General features: G+C 69.9%; 18 protein-coding genes and 1 tRNA gene. 12 read left to right on the forward strand and 7 right to left on the reverse strand.

Going from position 1 to position 17,745, the window contains the following annotated elements:
• Positions 1 to 335 precede the first annotated feature (335 nt).
• The 5 genes from AMYTH_RS49655 (at position 336) to AMYTH_RS0127630 (ending at position 3,965) form a co-directional block, all read left to right on the forward strand.
• Positions 336 to 506 (forward strand): hypothetical protein, encoded by a 171-nt coding sequence (locus AMYTH_RS49655; RefSeq protein WP_167344617.1) that lies wholly within the window; start codon positions 336 to 338, stop codon positions 504 to 506.
• Between the two features lie 88 nt (positions 507 to 594).
• Entirely contained in the window at positions 595 to 1,110 is a 516-nt protein-coding gene (locus AMYTH_RS45820; RefSeq protein ID WP_027932982.1) for a hypothetical protein, read from the forward strand.
• On the forward strand, positions 1,110 to 2,360 hold the full coding sequence (locus AMYTH_RS0127620; protein WP_027932983.1) for a DUF3631 domain-containing protein: 1,251 nt from the start codon (positions 1,110 to 1,112) through the stop codon (positions 2,358 to 2,360). Before AMYTH_RS45820 ends, AMYTH_RS0127620 begins: the two co-directional genes overlap by 1 nt.
• A 38-nt stretch (positions 2,361 to 2,398) precedes the next feature.
• Complete coding sequence (locus AMYTH_RS0127625; RefSeq protein ID WP_027932984.1) at positions 2,399 to 2,692, forward strand: helix-turn-helix domain-containing protein; 294 nt, start codon at positions 2,399 to 2,401, stop codon at positions 2,690 to 2,692.
• Positions 2,693 to 2,699: 7 nt separating this feature from the next.
• Positions 2,700 to 3,965, forward strand: coding sequence for a tyrosine-type recombinase/integrase (locus AMYTH_RS0127630; RefSeq protein ID WP_027932985.1), 1,266 nt, complete (start codon positions 2,700 to 2,702; stop codon positions 3,963 to 3,965).
• A gap of 88 nt (positions 3,966 to 4,053) precedes the next feature.
• On the opposite strand, the gene AMYTH_RS0127635 is transcribed toward AMYTH_RS0127630, so the two are convergent.
• Both AMYTH_RS0127635 and AMYTH_RS0127640 read right to left on the reverse strand, forming a co-directional pair.
• A tRNA-Ser gene (locus tag AMYTH_RS0127635) sits at positions 4,054 to 4,138 on the reverse strand.
• A gap of 20 nt (positions 4,139 to 4,158) precedes the next feature.
• On the reverse strand, positions 4,159 to 4,623 hold the full coding sequence (locus tag AMYTH_RS0127640) for a MarR family winged helix-turn-helix transcriptional regulator (RefSeq protein ID WP_027932986.1): 465 nt from the start codon (positions 4,621 to 4,623) through the stop codon (positions 4,159 to 4,161).
• 475 nt (positions 4,624 to 5,098) lie between these two features.
• On the opposite strand from AMYTH_RS0127640, the gene ypfJ reads away from it, so the two are divergent.
• On the forward strand, positions 5,099 to 6,010 hold the full coding sequence (gene ypfJ, locus AMYTH_RS0127650; RefSeq protein WP_027932987.1) for a KPN_02809 family neutral zinc metallopeptidase: 912 nt from the start codon (positions 5,099 to 5,101) through the stop codon (positions 6,008 to 6,010).
• Positions 6,011 to 6,061: 51 nt separating this feature from the next.
• Here ypfJ and AMYTH_RS45825 read toward each other — a convergent pair whose 3' ends face one another.
• Positions 6,062 to 7,543, reverse strand: coding sequence for a M28 family metallopeptidase (locus AMYTH_RS45825; RefSeq protein ID WP_051362843.1), 1,482 nt, complete (start codon positions 7,541 to 7,543; stop codon positions 6,062 to 6,064).
• Between the two features lie 75 nt (positions 7,544 to 7,618).
• Here AMYTH_RS45825 and AMYTH_RS0127660 point away from each other — a divergent pair, with 75 nt between their 5' ends.
• The gene (locus AMYTH_RS0127660; RefSeq protein WP_027932988.1) at positions 7,619 to 8,596 is read left to right on the forward strand and encodes an NAD(P)H-quinone oxidoreductase; all 978 of its coding nucleotides are present in this window, start codon (positions 7,619 to 7,621) and stop codon (positions 8,594 to 8,596) included.
• Here AMYTH_RS0127660 and AMYTH_RS0127665 read toward each other — a convergent pair.
• The gene (locus AMYTH_RS0127665; protein WP_027932989.1) at positions 8,593 to 9,792 is read right to left on the reverse strand and encodes a cysteine desulfurase-like protein; all 1,200 of its coding nucleotides are present in this window, start codon (positions 9,790 to 9,792) and stop codon (positions 8,593 to 8,595) included. The two genes, AMYTH_RS0127660 and AMYTH_RS0127665, sit on opposite strands and share 4 nt — an antisense overlap.
• A 122-nt stretch (positions 9,793 to 9,914) precedes the next feature.
• On the opposite strand from AMYTH_RS0127665, the gene AMYTH_RS0127670 reads away from it, so the two are divergent.
• A complete protein-coding gene (locus AMYTH_RS0127670) occupies positions 9,915 to 10,469 on the forward strand; it encodes a bacterial proteasome activator family protein (RefSeq protein WP_020416463.1) in 555 nt (184 codons plus the stop codon).
• Between the two features lie 19 nt (positions 10,470 to 10,488).
• Here AMYTH_RS0127670 and AMYTH_RS0127675 read toward each other — a convergent pair whose 3' ends face one another.
• Positions 10,489 to 12,090 (reverse strand): hypothetical protein, encoded by a 1,602-nt coding sequence (locus AMYTH_RS0127675; RefSeq protein WP_027932990.1) that lies wholly within the window; start codon positions 12,088 to 12,090, stop codon positions 10,489 to 10,491.
• Positions 12,091 to 12,311: 221 nt separating this feature from the next.
• Here AMYTH_RS0127675 and wzm point away from each other — a divergent pair, with 221 nt between their 5' ends.
• The 4 genes from wzm to AMYTH_RS0127695 are packed head-to-tail and all read left to right on the forward strand — an operon-like array spanning position 12,312 to position 15,494.
• Positions 12,312 to 13,268 (forward strand): galactan export ABC transporter permease subunit Wzm/RfbD, encoded by a 957-nt coding sequence (wzm, locus tag AMYTH_RS0127680; RefSeq protein ID WP_017986209.1) that lies wholly within the window; start codon positions 12,312 to 12,314, stop codon positions 13,266 to 13,268.
• A 9-nt stretch (positions 13,269 to 13,277) separates the two neighbouring features.
• Complete coding sequence (wzt, locus tag AMYTH_RS0127685) at positions 13,278 to 14,087, forward strand: galactan export ABC transporter ATP-binding subunit Wzt/RfbE (protein WP_017986208.1); 810 nt, start codon at positions 13,278 to 13,280, stop codon at positions 14,085 to 14,087.
• 1 nt (position 14,088) lies between these two features.
• A complete protein-coding gene (glfT1, locus tag AMYTH_RS0127690) occupies positions 14,089 to 15,000 on the forward strand; it encodes a galactofuranosyltransferase GlfT1 (protein WP_026153698.1) in 912 nt (303 codons plus the stop codon).
• A gap of 47 nt (positions 15,001 to 15,047) precedes the next feature.
• Positions 15,048 to 15,494, forward strand: coding sequence for a nitroreductase family deazaflavin-dependent oxidoreductase (locus AMYTH_RS0127695; protein WP_084022865.1), 447 nt, complete (start codon positions 15,048 to 15,050; stop codon positions 15,492 to 15,494).
• Positions 15,495 to 15,562: 68 nt separating this feature from the next.
• Here AMYTH_RS0127695 and AMYTH_RS0127700 read toward each other — a convergent pair whose 3' ends face one another.
• A complete protein-coding gene (locus AMYTH_RS0127700; RefSeq protein WP_020416458.1) occupies positions 15,563 to 16,321 on the reverse strand; it encodes a decaprenylphospho-beta-D-erythro-pentofuranosid-2-ulose 2-reductase in 759 nt (252 codons plus the stop codon).
• A complete protein-coding gene (locus tag AMYTH_RS0127705) occupies positions 16,318 to 17,709 on the reverse strand; it encodes an FAD-binding oxidoreductase (protein WP_051079482.1) in 1,392 nt (463 codons plus the stop codon). The genes AMYTH_RS0127700 and AMYTH_RS0127705 overlap by 4 nt, the downstream gene beginning before the upstream one ends.
• Positions 17,710 to 17,745: the final 36 nt, after the last annotated feature.

Below are 17,745 nucleotides of genomic sequence, written 5' to 3' on the forward strand. Positions count from 1 at the left end.
CTCGCCGCTAACTCGCTAACTCCCTAACTTTGCCCAGTTCAAGGCCCAGTTAGCCGCTCCAGCGGTCGGAGTTAGAAATCTAACTCGCCGCGCCCGTCCTAACTGTCCCGCTAACTCGAAACCAGCCCCTCGGGAGGTGCCCGCGGTGACCCGTCACGCCCTCAGAACGTCACTCACAGTCACATTCGGAGGACCGTTGACCACCCGCCTCGCTCGCATGATCGCCCGGTTCGTCGCCACCTGCTCCGACTGCGGAGCCCGGATTCCGGCCGATCAGGTCATGTGCTCGATCTGCGCCAACAAGTAGGCCCACCGTCGCGAAAGGACATACCTCGATGGCAAGCAGCAAGCCCCTCGTGCACCGCGGAACCAAGTCCTGGTGGACCGGCGACGTGAAGACCCTCTGCGGGCTCACCATCCCGCGCGGTGACGCGAAATCGCCCTGGTTCATCAAGCCCGCGTGCCCGGAGTGCGAGGCCATCCACGCGGCCCGCAAGCGCAAGTAGCGCACCGACCCTGCCGGGCCGCCCGTCCGACTCGCCTCCGGGCGGCCCGGCAGCCCCCAAGCCCGTCCGTACTCGCGAAAGGTTGTCCATGCCTACCGCCACCGCGACCGACGCCCTGACCGACCCGGAGCGCCAGTTCCTCGGCTGCCTGATGCAGCTCCCCGCCCGCCCGGCACGGCGGCTGCTGGCCGGGATGCGCGCCGCCGACTTCACCGGCGGCATGGCCGCCCACGTCCTCCAACTCGCCATCGAGGTCGTGGCCGCCGAGCACACCCCGGCCCCGGTCACCCTCTACACCCACGCCATCGCCACAGGGCAGGCCCCGGGCGAGAAGCGCCGCGAGTGGCTGTCCGGCTGGCTGACCGACGCCTTCCGCGACGCCCCACCGCCCGAGCTGGCCGACCACCTCAAGGCCGTGCTGCTGGAGACCGCGTGGCGGCGCGCACTGCTGGCGCACGCCCGCCGCATCGAGCAGGCCGTGTCCGGCTCACCCACCGAAGTGCTGCGCGAGCTGGCCGACGACACCGCCGCCGTCGACGAACTGTGGACGCGCTACCAGGCCGCCACGACGGCCAACCCAACCCACCTGGAGGTGGCCGCCTGATGACCACGAACCACGGAGCAGCCCTGCTCGACAGGCTGCGCGACGCGCTGACCCGGTACGTGGTCATGCCCTCCGACCAAGCCACCGACGCCGTGGTGCTCTGGATCGCCGCCACCCACGTCCAACCCGCCTGGGCGCACGCCCCGCGGCTGGTGATCCGGGCACCGGAACGGCGGTGCGGGAAGTCGAGGCTGCTCGACATCGTGGAGGCCACCTGCCATGACCCGCTGATCACCGTGAACGCCAGCCCGGCCGCCGTGTACCGGTCGATCACCCCCGACCCGCCGGTGCTGCTGGTGGACGAGGCCGACACCATCTTCGGCCCGAAGGCCGGGGACAACGAGGACCTGCGCGGGCTGCTCAACGCCGGACACCAGCGCGGCCGGCCAGCACTCCGGTACGACGCTGCCACCTCCAAGGTCGTCACCATCCCGACCTTCGCGATGGCCGCGCTGGCGGGGATCGGGGCGATGCCCGACACCATCGAGGACCGCGCCGTGGTCGTGCACATGCGCCGCCGCGCCTCCGGGGAGAAGACCTTCCCCTACCGCGCCCGGCGCGACCGGGAACCGCTCCGCGCGCTGGCGCAGCAGCTCACCGAGTGGCTGCGCGGCGACATGGCCATCCTCGAGCGAGCCGAACCGGCGATGCCGGTGGAGGACCGGGCTGCCGACACGTGGGAGCCGCTGGTGGCGGTGGCCGACCACGCCGGGGGCGACTGGCCCGAACGCGCCCGCGCCGCCGCCGTGGAGATGACCCGCGAGCACAACGAGACCGGGGAAATCTCCGACCGGCTGCGGCTGCTCATCGACTGCCGCACCGCCTTCGCCGACGACCTCGCGTTGCCCACCGCCGAGCTGCTGCACCGGCTGCGCGGTCTGGAGGAGTCCCCGTGGCGAGAGTTCGGGCCGACCGGGCTCACCGCCATGAAGCTCGGGACGCTGCTCAAGGAGTACGGCATCCGATCGGCCACCATCCGCTTCCCCGGCAGCGGACAGGCCAAGGGCTACCAGCGCGCCGACTTCGCCGACGCCTGGAGCCGCTACGCACCCGATCTCGACACCTCGGCAGGGGGTGAGCCGTCCCAGCCGTACCAGCCTCATAATCCCAGCTCAGACCCGGTACGGCTTGACGAGTGGTACGGCTCAAGCCGTACCAGCAAGAAAGCCGTACCGCCCCTGACCAGCAAAAACGAGGCTGGTACGGCTGGGACGGCGACCCCCCTCAAAGTCGTCGGCGACGACGCCTGACCACCCCTGCAAGCACCTCGCCGAAAGGTCTCGAACGCATGGCTACCGCCGCCGAAATCGCCCAGCTCGCCGCCAACCTGGCGAAGCTTGCCGAGACGCTCGCCGACCGGGAAGCGCAGCCGCCAGCTCCCGTGCGCCCGGCCCCGGAGCGCCGGTTGCTGACCGTCGAGGAAGCCGCCGAGTACCTCGGCGTCGGGCGCACGCTCATGTACCAGCTCATCAAGGACGGCGAAATCCGAACCGTGCAGATTCACCGCCTGCGGCGCGTTCCGCGAGAAGCCGTCGACGAGTACGCGAACCGCATTCAAAACCCTCACATGGACGCCGCCTAGGAGACGAATGCCTCGCAAGAAGGAAACCCGCAATGCCAACGGCGAGTCGTCAATCTACTGGAGCGAGTCGGACAAGCGTTGGCACGGCCGCGTGACTGTCGGCGTCAAAGACAACGGAAAACCTGATCGTCGGCACACTAGCAGCAAAGACCGCAAAAAGGTTGTCGCCAAAGTACGCGAGATCGAGCGGAAGCGCGATAAGGGAACACTTCATAAGGCCGGGGAGAACTGGACCGTAGAGACGTGGCTGAATCACTGGCTCTACAACATCGCCAAGATGACCACGACGGAGAACGGATGGGATGCGTACTATTACGCGGTCACTAAGCACCTCATTCCAGGCATCGGAGCACACAAGCTCAACGGGCCGAAGCGCCTGCTGCCGGACCACCTCGAAGCGCTCTACCGCAGGATGATGGATAACGGCGCTAGGGCTGGCACAGCCCACCAGGTGCACCGCACCATTCGTGCGGCCCTCAACGACGCGAAGGCGCGCGACTACATCAGCAAGAACCCGGCCGCCGTGGCAAAACCGCCAACGCCTGATGATGAGGAAATCGAACCGCTGAAGAAGGAGGAGATCCGCGCCCTGTTCGAGGCGGCCCGTAAGGGCCGGAATTCGACACGGTGGATCATCGCAGTGTCACTCGGATTGCGGCAAGGGGAGGCGCTTGGGCTGAAGTGGGAAGACCTGAACTTTGGGGAGCAGACACTTCGTGTGCGACGCTCGCGGTTGCGGCCGAAGTACAAGCACGGTTGTGATCCGCACTGCGGCCGGAAGCACGCGGGTCATTGCCCGAAACGGATCAACACGCGCCCAGAGACCAAGGACACGAAGTCCAAGGCCGGGAAACGGACTATCGGCCTGCCTGCACCACTGGTGGCGGAACTTGAAGCCCACAAGCGCGAACAGGAGATCGAGCGCCAGAAGGCAGACGAGTTGTGGCATGACGAGGGCTGGATTTTCGCCGATCCGCTGGGCAGGCAGATCAACGCGCGCACAGATGGCTTCCACTGGAAGCGCCTGCTCGCCGACGCGAACGTCCGGGACGCCCGGTTGCACGATGCCCGGCACACGGCGGCAACGGTCCTCCTGGAGCTCGGCATCAACGACCGCGCGACGATGGGCGTCATGGGCTGGTCAAGCGCCAGCATGGCCCAGCGCTACCAGCACGTCACCGACTCGGTTCGACGATCGATCGCGGAGCAAGTCGGCGGCCACCTGTGGGAGCAGGGCGAGGCTCGCGACCAGCGCGAGGACGGCGCTGCCTAACCTCAAATGAGACCAGAAATGAGACCAGGGCGTATGCCGCGATACCGGCCGAAGATGCCCGGTGCGGCATATGCCCTGGTCACAGGCGCGGAAGCGGAGGGATTTGAACCCCCGGTCGGTTGCCCGACGCTCGCTTTCAAGGCGAGTGCATTCGGCCGCTCTGCCACGCTTCCCTTGGGCTCAGGGTAGCGGCTCAGCCGCCCAGGCCTTCGAGGTGTTCGTCGACCCGGGAGAAGACCCTGGCGAGCACCGACTGCTCCTCCGGGGTCAGCAAATCGATCAGGTGGGCCCGCACGCCCTCCACGTGCGTGGGCGCCGCCTCCTTCAGCAGCGCCTCGCCGCCGGGGGTCAGTTCCGCCACCACGCCCCGCTTGTCTTCCGGGTCCGGCGCCCGGCGCGCCAGGCCCGCGGCCTCCATGCGGGCTATCTGGTGCGACAGCCGGCTCTTCGTGGACCCCATCCTGGTCGCCAGCTCGGACATCCGCATCCGCCGCTCCGGCGCCATCTCCAGGCACACCAGCACCTCGTAGTCCGTCAGGGACACGTCGTGCGCGGCGGCCAGCTCCCGGTGCAGCCGCTGGCGGAGCCGCAGCGTGGCGACGATGTACGCGCGCCACGCCGACATCTCCGGCTCGCTCAGCCAGCGGACTTCAGCCATGCCCGGAACAGTAGCCGGGAACCGCGATTACCAACCAACGAGGGACGGCGCGCCGGTTGAGGATTCGCGCGCACAGGCGCATGCTTGGAGACAACGGTGGATCGGTCACCGGACCGGGGACGCACTACCCGGGTGTGGCCCGTCGGGCCGTCCGCCGGGAGAGGGTCAGGTGGTTCAATGACGAGAAGTTCCTCGCGGTTGACTACCGGATGCAGCTGTGGACCCACAGCCGGGATGCGGTGAACCCAGTCCGGCTGTGACTGTGAGCAGCACGGGTTTCCATCTCGATGCGCCTCGACCATCGCTTGCGCACATCGGCGAACTCGAGCCTGCTTCAGTGCGGTCTCCGTGTCCGCACAGCAGAGTTCCTCGCCGGCCCGCGACGTGGTCAGCCGCTGATTACAATTGACAACCTCGGTAATCCTGGGTGCGGACTCGCGGAGTCCGCACCCAGGCTTTTGTGAGGGAGTACGCGGTGAGGTTTGACGAAGGCGCCGGGCTGGACACGTCCGAGGTCGACGACCTCCGCGGCGGCGGTGGGGGCATCGGGAGCCGGGTGGCGCTCGGCGGCGGCGGGCTCGGCATCGTCGGCGTGATCATCTACTTCGTGCTCTCCCAGATCGGCGGGGTCAGCCCGAACGGCGCGGGCAGCCTCGGCGAACTCGGCGCCGGTCAGCAGGTCAGCAACGGCTCCCTGGCGCAGGAGTGCCGCACCGGCGCGGACGCCAACTCCAACCACGACTGCGCGATCGTCGCCATCGTCAACTCCATCCAGGACTATTGGAGCGACCAGTTCGCCCGCTCCGGCCGCACCTACCGCACCGCGCAGACGAACTTCTTCAGCGGCGGCGTGCGCACCGGCTGCGGCAGCGCCACCTCCGACGTCGGCCCGTTCTACTGCCCCGCCGACTCCGAGGTCTACATCGACCTGTCCTTCTACCAGGAGCTGCGCACCCGCTTCGGTGCGGAGGGCGGCACGTTCGCCGAGGCCTACGTGCTCGCGCACGAGTACGGCCACCACGTGCAGAACCTGCTCGGCACGTCCCGGCGCGTCGGCAACGAGTCGGGGCCGACCTCGGGTTCCGTGCGGCTCGAACTGCAGGCCGACTGCTACGCCGGCGTGTGGGCCAACCACGCGACGACCACGCCGTCGTCGACCGGGCGGCCGCTGATCAGCGAGGTGACCCAGGACGACATCGACCGCGCGCTGGACACCGCGTCCCGCATCGGCGACGACTACATCCAGTCCAACCTCGGCGGCGGGCAGGTCGACGAGTCCCAGTTCACCCACGGCACGTCCGCCCAGCGGGAACGGTGGTTCACCACCGGGTTCCAGACCGGGGACCCCGCCCGGTGCGACACCTTCGGGACCAACAACCTGGGCTGACGCGCCCGGACGAGGGCTCCGCCCGGCGGACCGCCGGGCGGAGCGCACTGGTCAAGCCGCGGCCAGCGCCCTCGCCTCACCGGCGGGAGCGCGGTGCGGCTTCACCGCCGCCTTACCGGGCGCGACCCCGTTGACCGACTCCGTGCTCAGCGCGAACGTGCCCAGCGTCCAGGCGATCGCGTCCGCGTTGCGGTCCAGCGCCACCCGGTCGACGTTGCCGAGGTTGTCGCACGCCTGGTGGTAGCAGGGGTCGAACGCGACGCCGGCCTGGCCGCCCCACTTCGCGGCCTGCTCGGGGGTTTTCGCGTCCTCCGCGCCCGTGAACAGCCCGCCCGCGGGGATGCCCACCGCGATGAACTCGCCGTAGTCCGAGCGGCCGTCGAAGTCCGTGCCCTCCGTCGGCACACCACGCGCGTTCAGGTACCCGGTCAGCTCGGCCTCGATCTGCGCCGAGCCGTACGGGCCGGGGCCCGCGCCCTCCCCGTCGGAATCGTCGCCGTCGTAAGCGAAGTACGCCGCGTTCGGCGAGCCGATCATGTCGAAGTTCAGGTACAGCGCGATGTCCAGCTGCTGCTCGAAACTCAGCGAATCGACGTAGTGCGTGGAGCCGACCAGGCCGAACTCCTCGGCGCTCCACCACGCGAACCGCACCGCGTTCTCCACCTTCGGCTTTCCGCCGAGCTGCAACGCGATCTCCAGCAGCGCCGCCGAACCGGTGCCGTTGTCGTTGATGCCCGGGCCCTCCGGCACGCTGTCCAGGTGCGCGCCGGCCATCACGACGTTGTCCTTGCGGCCGGTCTTCGTTTCGGCGATGACGTTGTAGGACGTGCGCGGCTCCTGGAACTCACGCAGGTCCAGCGTGACGGTGGCGCCGTTCTGGCCGGAAAGCGCTTGCCCGTCGGCCTGCGAGATGCCGCCCGTCGGGATCCGCGCGGCCGCCGGGTCGCCCAGGGTGCCGTTGAGCGGGCCGGCCTCGTTGTTGTAGATGATCGCCGCGACCGCTCCCGCGTCCGCGGCGGCCGCCTGCTTCTGCGCGAACGGGCACCCGCCGCGCGACACCAGGACGATCCGGCCGGCCACTCCGGTGTAGTCCGTGACCTCGCAACCGGGCGTGGCGTCGACCGGCACCACGGCCAGCGGAGCGGTGATCCCGCCCTCCGGGGTGCACGCCGTGTACGTCATGACGGTGATCGGCACGTCGGCGCCGCCGACCGTCAGCTTCTCCTCGATCGTCTCGGTGAAGATGAACGGGAACTCCTGCCGCGTCACCGAATACCCGGCGGCTTCGAGCTTGCCCGCGATGTACTCGGCGGAGGCGGCGTGCCCATCGGTGCCGGCGGCACGGTTGCCGTCGTTGCGGTCGGCGATGCGCTGCAACGCGATCAGGTGCCGGTTGATGGCGCCCACATCGGTCTTCTTGACGAGCTGGTCGGGTAACTGGGCGGGGGCTGCGATCGCGGCCGGGGTGACGGCCGTCGCGAGCGCGGCGGTCAGCACCAGGGCGGCAAAGGATCTCTTTGGCCGAAGTGACATGGGCAGTCACTTTTGTCCCGATTCGCGTGGAGGTCAATCGTGCATTCGGTGTACCCCGGCAATAGGGTCGGGCACATGCATGCGATCAAGCTCCGTGAACCCGGCGGCCCGGACAACCTGGAGTGGGTCGAGGTTCCCGACCCGCGGCCGGGCCCCGGCGAGGTCCTGCTCGACGTCGCGGCGAGCGCGGTGAACCGGGCCGATCTGCTGCAGCGCCAGGGCAACTACCCGCCGCCGCCCGGGGCGAGCGACATCCTCGGGCTCGAGTGCTCGGGCACGGTCGCCGAGCTCGGCGAGGGCGTCGAGGGCTGGCAGGTCGGCGACGAGGTGTGCGCGCTGCTGGCCGGCGGCGGTTACGCCGAACGCGTCGTCGTGCCGGCCGGTCAGCTGCTGCCGGTGCCCGGCGAGGTCGATCTCATCACCAGCGCCGGCCTGCCCGAGGTGGCCTGCACCGTGTGGTCGAACGTGGTGATGCACGCGAACCTGGCCGAGGGCGAGGTGCTGCTTGTGCACGGCGGCGCCGGCGGTATCGGCACGCACGCGATCCAGGTCGGCAAGGCGCTCGGCGCGACGGTCGCGGTCACCGCGGGCTCGGCCGACCGGCTGGACCGCTGCCGCCAGCTCGGCGCCGACATCGCGATCAACTACAAGGAGCAGGACTTCGTCGAGGTCCTCCGCGACGAGACCGGCGGCGCCGACGTCATCCTCGACAACATGGGCGCGAAGTACCTGGACCGCAACGTCAGCGCGCTGAAGACGAACGGCCGCCTGGTGATCATCGGGATGCAGGGCGGCGTCAAGGGCGAGCTGAACATCGGCAAGCTGATGACCAAGCGCGCCAGCGTCGCCGGGACCACCCTGCGGGCGCGGCCGGTCGACGACAAGGCCCGGATCGTCGCGGACGTGCGGGAACGGCTGTGGCCGCTGGTCGCGGAGGGCGCGGTCCGGCCGGTGATCGGTCAGGTCGTGCCGATGTCCGAGGCGGGCAAGGCGCACCAGGCCCTGGAGGAGGGCGGCGTGTTCGGCAAGGTGTTGCTCTCGGTCCGCGGCTAACGCAGTTCTTCCAGCACCCGTACCAGCTGGTTGACCTCGAAGACGTTGGAGTAGTGGGCGAGCGCTATCCGCACCGCGCCGCCCACCTCTCCGACGCCGAGCGCGGCGAACACGCCGCTGGTGCCGAGGTCGGCGAACGCGCACAGACCCTGCGAGGCCAGGTAGTCCGCGACCTCCGGCGCCTTCTTGCCCGTGACGGTGAACGCCAGCGCCGGGATGCGGCGCATCGCGTCGCCGATGACCATGACGTGCCGCAGCGCACGCAGCTCGGTGCTGAGCTGGGCGAGCAGCCCCGCGTGGTACGACTTCGCCGAGCCGAGGGAGGTCACCAGCCGCTCGCGGCGGGAGCCGGTGGCCGCGTCGTCCAGGCCGGCGAGGTAGTCGATCGACGCGACGAGCCCGGCGAGCAGCGGGTACGCGTGCGGGCCGAGCTCCAGCCGGGCGGGGCCGCGGGCGCCGGGGTCGAGCGACGCGGACGGGAGCCGTTCCAGCAGGTCGGGGTCGCGGAAGACGAGGGCGCCGACAGCCGGGCCGCCCCAGGCCTGCGCGGACACCACGAGCACGTCCGCGCCGAGCGCGTTCATGTCGAGCGGCAGGAACGGCGCCGCCGCGGTGGCGTCGACGACCACCAGCGCGCCGACGCGCTTGGCGAACTCGGCGATCGTGGGCACGTCGGGCCGGGTGCCGACCGCGCCCGACGCGGCGGTGACGGCCACCGCCTTCGTGCGGGCGTTGACCAGGTTCTCGTACTGCCAGGCCGGCAGCTCGCAGTTCTCGATGTCGATCTCGGCCCAGCGCACGACCGCGCCGACGCGTTTCGCGCCGTGCGTCCACGGCGCGATGTTGGTCTGCTCGTCCAGGCGCGAGACCACCACCTCGTCGCCCAGCGTCCAGCGCTCGGACAGGGCGTCCACGAGCCGGCGCAACAGCACCGCCGCGCTCGAACCGAGCACGACACCGGCCGGATCGGCACCGACGAGATCGGCCACCGCCCGCCTGGCCGCGGTCACGATGCTCTCCGCGCGCTGGGACGCCGGGAACGCGCCGCCCGGGCCGGAGACCGGGGCACGCATCGCCGTCGACACGGCCGAGGCCACCTGTTCGGGTACCAGCATTCCGGCAGGGCCGTCGAAGTGGATCCAGCCGTCACCCAGCGCGGGGAACAACCCACGAATTCGAGCGACGTCGAACGCCATGGACAACACCGTACGGACGAGTAGTTTCGCAGTGCGTCCGGGGTTGGGCTGTCGCCGACCGCGGGCTGCCGCGAACGCTAGGCTCGAACCCAGCGCGTCGACGAACCAGCCAGGATGGAGCAATGACGGAGCCGAAGTTTTCCGAGTCGCCCTCGCCCGACGAGCAGCCCCACCGCGTGGTCGTGGTGGGCCCGGACGGTTCGCCGGTGGGCACGGCCCGGATCCCGCGGGAGGACGACGAGCACCAGGAGTCGGTCGGTGACCTCGTCGAAGAGCCGGCGAAGGTCATGCGGATCGGCACCATGATCAAGCAGCTGCTGGAGGAGGTGCGGGCCGCGCCGCTGGACGACGCGAGCCGCGACCGGCTGCGTGAGATCCACCAGACCTCGATCAAGGAGCTGGAGCAGGCGCTCGCGCCGGAGCTGCAGAGCGAGCTGGAGCGGCTGGTGAAGCCGTTCACTGACGGCACCACGCCGTCCGACGCCGAGCTGCGGATCGCGCAGGCCCAGCTGGTCGGGTGGCTGGAGGGCCTGTTCCACGGCATCCAGACGGCGCTGTTCGCGCAGCAGATGGCGGCGCGGGTGCAGCTGGAGCAGATGCGCCGCGGGCTGCCTGCCGGGCGCGGCGGCCAGGAGGGCCAGGCGCCGGGGATCAGCGGGACCGGTCAGTACCTGTAGCGGAGCGCCCGCGCGCGGATCACCGTTCGGCGCGCGGGCAGACCACCACGTCGTCGTTCCTGATCGCCCGCGAGCAGTCGAACCGGCCCTCGACCAGGCCGGCCGCGTCGATCCAGAGCGGCTGGACGACGACGTACCGGACGGACGGGTCGGACAGGCACGCGAGGTTCTCCGCATAGCTGGCCGTGTCCCGCACCGACGGCACGTCCATGCCCCGCCGCAGGTAGGCCGGCGACGGGTAGCGGCACGGCGTCGGGTTGCCCGTGAAGTAGGCGATGTCGCCGAACGCCAGGTAGACCACCGGAGTGTCCGCGCCGATGCGGTCGCGGACGGCCAGCATCTCCTCGGTGAACTTGTGCTCGATGTCGACGCGGCCGGCGTTGGTGTAGTCGGCGTGGACGCCGTCGAACGAGTACGGCGTGGTCGGCAGGATGGGCACCGTCAGAGCGAGCACCCCGACCAGCACCGGCACCGACAGCACCTGCCGTCCGCCGCGGCCGGGTTCGAACGCGCAGGCCAGCGTGGCCGCGACGACCAGGCCGGCGAGCAGCCCGTAGGCGAGCGCGCCGTGCCCGGAGCGCCACGCGTAGGACGCGCCCAGGCACACCCGGGCGGCGAACAACACCACGACCGTCGCCCCGACCAGCGCCCACGGCGGGCGCCCGTGCACGAGCGTCCAGCGCGCCACGGCGAGCGCCCACACCCCCGCGGCCAGCGGGACCCAGGCGGCCAGGTGGAACTGGAACCACTGCCCCTGCACCACGGCCGCACCCAGCACGAGCGCCAGCGCGAGCACCGTCAGCACCGGCCAGGCCCAGCGCCGCCGGGACACGCGCACCAGCACCACCAGGCTCGCCGGCAGCACCGCGACCAGCGGCACGAGCATGGCCTCGTTGGCCACCAACCGCACGATCGAACCGAGGTCGCGGGCCATCCCGTCGTTGAGCAGCCACGCCTCCCGCAGCCACCGCCACTCCCGCGGCGCGAGCAGGCTCAGCCCGAACAGCGCGAGCCCGGACACCGCGGCGGTGATCCCGGCGAGCGCCGCGCTCCGCCGGTCCAGCACGGCGATCACGCCGAGCGCGATCAACGCGGTGGGCAGGGTGGTGTACCCGACCAGCACCCCCAGCGCCAACAGCAGCCCGGCAAGCAGGCCCGACGTCCGCAGCGCGGCCCCGATCGCGGCGGTCCCCAGCACGGCCGCGACCCACTCGGGCTGCAGGAAGTCCCAGTTCGGGGCCAGCGCCAGGGCCAGCCCGACGGCCGCGGCCACCGCCGACGCCTCCCCGGTCGGCAGCCGCCGGCGCAGCCCGGCGCGCAACCACCACGCCGCACCCGCCGTGAGGGCCAGGGCGACCAGCCGGACCAGCCCCTCGCCGACGCCGACCGAGCCGACGTCGAAGACGCTCAGCCCCTCGGCCAGCCAACGGTAGGCCAGCGGCCGGTGCACGAACGTGCCGGTGGCGCCGAACGGGCTGACGTCCAGGCCGCCCAGGACGTACCGGACGTCGTGGCCGAGCCCGATCCACGCCGCCGTCAACGCGACCGGCAACGCCGCGACCGCCGCCCACACCCAGCCGCGGATCGGAGTGCGGCGCCGCGGCGCCTCGACAGTGGTCATTCAGCCGCCCTTCCCCACCCCGGCCGTTCCGGTGCGCACCCCGCCTGGTCAACGCGGTCCGCGGCGCCGAGCGACCGGATCACGGGCGTGAGCGTACGCGCCGATCCGCGCACGCTCCCGTCATGCACGGTGGCACAGCGTGATTTCGCCCGACGATCAGCCAAATCGGGCGTCTCCGCCCTGCCCGGAGTGCGCGTGTCCCGCTCGCTACGCTAGGTCCCGTGCAAGCCACCAGCACGGTCGACCAGACCAGCGAAGATCTCGCCCGCGCGGCTGAGCTTCCGCCCTTGTCGGACAGTCGCACCTTCGGGCGCGCGTTCGGCGACATCAAGGAAGGACTCCGCCAGCGCGAACTGTGGAGCCACCTCGGCTGGCAGGACATCAAGCAGCGCTACCGCCGGTCGGTGATCGGCCCGTTCTGGATCACCATCAGCCAGGGCGTGATCGCGCTCGGCCTGGGGCTGCTGTACTCGCAGCTGTTCAACATGCACATCCAGACGTTCCTGCCGTACATCAGCGCGGGGTTCATCGTCTGGGCCTTCATCAGCGGCTGCCTCACCGAGGGCATGGAGACGTTCATCGCGAACGAGGGTCTGATCAAGCAGATCCGCGCGCCGTTGACCGTCTACGCGCTGCGCACGGTGTGGCGGCAGACGCTGATGTTCGCGCACAACCTGATCGTCATCGTGGTCGTGGTCGGCGTCTTCTTCGGCAGCCTGAACGACGACTACGCGCTGTCGCAGAGCGGGATGTGCACGCCGGACAACATCTGCCACCCCGGACTTGGCTGGTACACGCTCTCCGCGATCCCGGCGTTTCTGCTGCTCGCGTTCAACGGCGTCTGGGTGACGCTGCTGCTGGGCATCATCTCGACGCGGTACCGGGACATCCCGCAGGTGATCAACTCGCTGATCCAGCTGCTGTTCTACCTGACCCCGATCGTCTGGCCGATCGACCAGCTCAAGTCCGGTCAGCGCGGTGGTGCCGCCAGCTGGGCGGAGCCGATCATCCACCTGAACCCCATCTACCACTTCGTCCAGATCCTGCGCGCGCCGCTGATCGGGCAGGCCGTCAGCATCTGGAGCTGGGTCGCCGTGGGTGGCATCACGGTCGTGGGCTGGCTGCTCGCGCTCGTCGCCATGCGCAACTACCGGGCCCGCGTCTCCTACTGGGTGTGAGAACAGACCATGGTCAGCATTGATGTGCAGAACGCGTACGTCGACTTCCCGATCTTCGACGCCAAGACGCGGTCGCTGAAGAAGAAGGTCCTCGGCAAGGTCGGCGGCAAGATCGGCACCGAGTCCAAGGTGCCGATCATCGAGGCGCTGCAGGACATCACCCTGTCGCTGCGCGAAGGTGACCGGGTCGGGCTGGTCGGCCACAACGGGGCGGGCAAGTCGACCCTGCTGCGGCTGCTGTCCGGCATCTACGAGCCCACCCGCGGCCTGGCCCGCGTGCAGGGCAAGGTCGCGCCGGTGTTCGACCTCGGCGTCGGCATGGACCCGGAGATCTCCGGCTACGAGAACATCATGATCCGCGGCCTGTTCCTCGGCATGACGCGCAAGCAGATGGAGAAGCGGGTCGACGACATCGCGGAGTTCACCGAGCTCGGCGACTACCTGCAGATGCCGCTGCGCACCTACTCGACCGGTATGCGCGTGCGGCTCGCGCTGGGCGTGGTCACCACGATCGACCCGGAGATCCTGATCCTCGACGAGGGCATCGGCGCGGTCGACGCGGCGTTCCTCAACAAGGCGCGGGACCGGCTGGTGGATCTGGTGAACCGCTCCGGCATGTTGGTCTTCGCCTCGCACGCCGACGACCTACTCTTGGAGCTGTGCACGACGGCCATCTGGATGGACGAGGGCCGGATGAAGATGCGGGGCGGCCTGCGCGAGGTGCTCACCGCGTACAAGGGCCGGGACCCGTTCGAGAACATCAGCGCGGAAGCCGCGCAGCGGATCGACGCCGCGCCGGCGGTACAGGGCGGGGAGTGACATGAGCGGTCCGGAGCAGGCTCCGATGCGACCGGGCGGTGTGGCGGCGGTGGTCGTCACGCGGCACCGCCGTGAGCTGCTCGCGGATTCGCTGAAGATCATCGCCGCGCAGACCCGGCCGGTGGACCACCTGGTGGTCGTGGACAACGGTCCGGACCAGCCGGCGCGCGACGTCGTGGAGTCGTTCCCCGGGCGGTACACGTACCTGCCGTCGCACCACAACCTGGGCGGCGCGGGCGGGTTCGCGCTCGGGATCCTGCACGCGCTCGCGCTGGGCGCGGAGTGGGTGTGGCTGGCCGACGACGACGGCCGCCCGGCCGACGAGACGGTGCTGGCGGTGTTGCTGGAGGAGGCCGAGAAGCGCGGTCTGGCCGAGATCTCGCCGATGGTCACCAACATCAACGCGCCGGACAAGCTGGCGTTCCCGCTGCGCCGGGGCCTGACCTGGAAGCGGTCCTCGGCGGAGCTGGGCACCGACTTCCTGCCCGGCATCGCGTCGCTGTTCAACGGCGCGTTGTTCCGGTCGTCCACCCTGGACGTGGTCGGCGTGCCGGACCTGCGGCTGTTCGTGCGCGGCGACGAGGTCGAGGTGCACCGGCGGCTGGTCCGTTCCGGACTGCCGTTCGGCACCTCGCTGCGCGTGTCCTACCTGCACCCGGACGGCTCGGACGAGTTCAAACCGATGCTCGGCGGACGGTTCCACGCGCAGGACCCGGAGAACGAGGTCAAGCGCTACTACACCTACCGCAACCGCGGCTACCTGCTGTCCCAGCCGGGGATGCGCAAGATCGGCGCGCTGGAGATCCTGCGGTTCGGCCTGTACTTCGTGGGCGTGAAGCGGGACCCGGGCGCGTTCGTGCAGTGGCTCAAGCTGGTGCGGCAGGGGCAGCGGGAACGCTTCTTCCGCTACTGATCGTCGGTGGCAGGAATAGCACGGCCGCCGACCGCCTTGTGGTGGACATGAGTGATCCCTCCGGGGGAGAGTACGCACCGAGCCCCACTGACTGGGTCCGCGAAGCGGTGGAGAGGTTCGAGGCGTCCAACGGCGAAGCCAACCTGAACGAGCCCGGCGGCGGCCCGATCATCGTGCTCACGACCGTCGGCGCCAAGACCGGCAAGATCCGCAAGTCGCCGATCATGCGGATCGAGAAGGACGGGAAGTACCTCGCGGTGGCGTCCAACGGCGGCGGCCGCGCGAATCCGGGCTGGGTCAGCAACATCCGTGCGCATCCGGTGGTGGAGCTGCAGGACGGCCCGGTCAAGAAGACCTACGTCGCCCGCGAGCTCGACGGCGAGGAGCGGCGCGAGTGGTGGGAGTACGGCGTCGCGGTCTGGCCGACGTACCTCGAGTGGCAGCGGAAGACCGACCGCCGGATCCCGCTCTTGTTACTGGAGCCGCTGGACTGAAGCGGCTTGCTGAACGTGAAAAAGGCCCCGGACACCTCTCGTGCCCGGGGCCTTTCGCGTGGAACCGATCAGATCGGCAGCTTGCGGAAGATCGGCCGCGGCACGTGCCGCAGCACCGACATGACCGCGCGGAACGCGCCGGGCGCCCACACCAGGTCCTTGCCCTTGCGCGCCGCGTCGACGGCGATCTCGGCGACCTGCTCGGCCGTCTGCTCCAGCGGCGCCTTGCCCAGGCCCTCGGTCATCTTCGTCTTGACCTGGCCCGGCCGCACGACCGTCACCTTGACGCCGGACGGCGCCAGCGCCTCGCCCAGGCCCAGGTAGAACCCGTCGAAGCCGGCCTTGGTCGAGCCGTACACGAAGTTCGAGCGCCGCACCCGCTCACCGGCCACAGAGGACAGCGCGATCACCGAACCGTGGCCCTGCTTCTTGAGCTTGTCCGCCAGCGCCACGCCGACCGACACCGCCGCGGTGTAGTTCACCGTGGCCAGCTCGACCGCGGTGGCGTGGTTCTGCCACGCCTCCTCGTTGTCGCCGAGCAGGCCGAACGCCACCACGGCCACGTCGATGTCACCCTGCGCGAACGCCTGGTCCAGCACCGCGGGGTGCGATGCGGTGTCCTTCGCGTCGAAGTCCACTTCGGACACCGAGGCGCCTGCCGCGCGCAGTTTCTCCGCGGCGAGCTTGCGGCGCTCGGACGCCCGCGCCGCCAGCACGACGCGCAGCTCGGGCGCGTCGGCGAGGTACTTCTGCGCGATGGCCAGCGCGATGTCCGAGGTGCCGCCGAGCAGCAGCAGCGACTGGGGGTTGCCAACAGCGTCGATCACAGTTCAAGCCTCCGGCTCATGTCGGACGCGAACACGCCCTCGGGGTCGACCGACTGGCGGATCTTGCGCCACTCCTCCAGCCGGGGGTACATCTTCGCGAAGGTCTCCGGCGTGGTGCGCGAGTCCTTCGCGGTGTACAGCCGCCCACCGGCGGCCAGGACGTCTTCGTCGAGTTCGGTGCAGAAGCGGCCGAGGCCGTCCTTGATCGGGAAGTCCACCGACAGCATCCAGCCCGGCGACGGCCAGGACAGCGGCGCGCGGTTGCCCTCGCCCATCCGCTTGAACACGTTCAGGAACGAGTAGTGGCCCGACGTCGCGATCTTGCGGCACAGGTCCTTCAGCGCGTCCTCCCGGCCGAACGGCACGGAGAACTGGTACTGCAGGAAACCCTTGGAACCGTAGGCACGGTTCCACTCGCTGAGCATGTCCAGCGGGTGGTAGAACTGCGTCAGGTTCTGGATCTTGCCGCGCGCGCCCTTCTTCGGCACCGTGCGCTGCCAGATGTTGTTCAGCATCCCGAACGTCAGCTTGTTGCCGAGGCCGTTGGGGAACACGTCGGGCAGCGTCATCAGCTGCGGCGCGTCGAACTTGAGCGGATCAGCCTGCAGCTTCGGCGGCAGCTGGTCCAGCTTGGCCAGCGAGCCGCGGGAGAACGTGGCCCGGCCGAGGCGGCTGTCGGAGTTGATGAGGTCCGGCACCGACATCGAGTAGTCGTAGTTCAGGTCGGACCCGTTGCTGAACAGCTCCAGGGTCTCGTCCAGGCTCGACGTGCGGTCCGCGTCCACGATGAAGTAGGCGCTCTCGGTCTTCTTCATGCGGATCTTCGCGCGCACGATGATGCCGGTCAGGCCGATGCCCGCGACCGTCGCCCAGAACAGCTCCGACTCGGGGCCCTCCGGGGTCAGCGTGCGAATCTGTCCGTCCGCGGTCACCAGGTCCATCGACAGCACGTGGTTGCCGAAGCTGCCCGCGCTGTGGTGGTTCTTGCCGTGGATGTCGTTGGCGATCGCGCCACCGATGGTCACCTGGCGCGTTCCGGGCAGCACCGGGACCCACAGACCGTACGGCAGCGCGGCCTTCATCAGCTGGTCGAGGCTCACCCCGGCGTCCAGGTCGACCTCTCCGGTGTCCGGGTTGATCGAGTGGATCGTGTTCAGGGCGGTCATGTCGATGACGAGACCACCGGCGTTCTGCGCCGGGTCCCCGTAGGAGCGGCCGAGCCCGCGGGCGATCACGCCGCGCTCGCCGGCCTGCGCCACCGCGCGGGCGATCGTCTCCACGTCCGGCGTGGTCAGCACGTCTGCGACGGTCGGGGCGGTGCGACCCCACCCGGTGAGTGTCCGCCGCTCGGTATGCGGTGTCGTGTTCACCCGGACCAGGGTAACCATCCCCGGGGGGCGGCTTTGACCGAGGCGCTTCTACAC

It is taken from the genome of Amycolatopsis thermoflava N1165, assembly GCF_000473265.1.
In the GTDB taxonomy this organism is placed as follows: Bacteria; Actinomycetota; Actinomycetes; order Mycobacteriales; family Pseudonocardiaceae; genus Amycolatopsis_E; species Amycolatopsis_E thermoflava.

Coding starts and splice junctions, on each gene's coding strand:
- AMYTH_RS49655 (WP_167344617.1), top strand. CDS start 336: ATGGCAAGCAGCAAGCCCCTCGTGCACCGCGGAACCAAGTCCTGGTGG.
- AMYTH_RS45820 (WP_027932982.1), top strand. CDS start 595: ATGCCTACCGCCACCGCGACCGACGCCCTGACCGACCCGGAGCGCCAG.
- AMYTH_RS0127620 (WP_027932983.1), top strand. CDS start 1,110: ATGACCACGAACCACGGAGCAGCCCTGCTCGACAGGCTGCGCGACGCG.
- AMYTH_RS0127625 (WP_027932984.1), top strand. CDS start 2,399: ATGGCTACCGCCGCCGAAATCGCCCAGCTCGCCGCCAACCTGGCGAAG.
- AMYTH_RS0127630 (WP_027932985.1), top strand. CDS start 2,700: ATGCCTCGCAAGAAGGAAACCCGCAATGCCAACGGCGAGTCGTCAATC.
- AMYTH_RS0127640 (WP_027932986.1), bottom strand. CDS start 4,623: ATGGCTGAAGTCCGCTGGCTGAGCGAGCCGGAGATGTCGGCGTGGCGC.
- AMYTH_RS45825 (WP_051362843.1), bottom strand. CDS start 7,543: ATGTCACTTCGGCCAAAGAGATCCTTTGCCGCCCTGGTGCTGACCGCC.
- AMYTH_RS0127660 (WP_027932988.1), top strand. CDS start 7,619: ATGCATGCGATCAAGCTCCGTGAACCCGGCGGCCCGGACAACCTGGAG.
- AMYTH_RS0127665 (WP_027932989.1), bottom strand. CDS start 9,792: ATGGCGTTCGACGTCGCTCGAATTCGTGGGTTGTTCCCCGCGCTGGGT.
- AMYTH_RS0127670 (WP_020416463.1), top strand. CDS start 9,915: ATGACGGAGCCGAAGTTTTCCGAGTCGCCCTCGCCCGACGAGCAGCCC.
- AMYTH_RS0127675 (WP_027932990.1), bottom strand. CDS start 12,090: ATGACCACTGTCGAGGCGCCGCGGCGCCGCACTCCGATCCGCGGCTGG.
- wzt (WP_017986208.1), top strand. CDS start 13,278: ATGGTCAGCATTGATGTGCAGAACGCGTACGTCGACTTCCCGATCTTC.
- glfT1 (WP_026153698.1), top strand. CDS start 14,089: ATGAGCGGTCCGGAGCAGGCTCCGATGCGACCGGGCGGTGTGGCGGCG.
- AMYTH_RS0127695 (WP_084022865.1), top strand. CDS start 15,048: ATGAGTGATCCCTCCGGGGGAGAGTACGCACCGAGCCCCACTGACTGG.
- AMYTH_RS0127705 (WP_051079482.1), bottom strand. CDS start 17,709: ATGGTTACCCTGGTCCGGGTGAACACGACACCGCATACCGAGCGGCGG.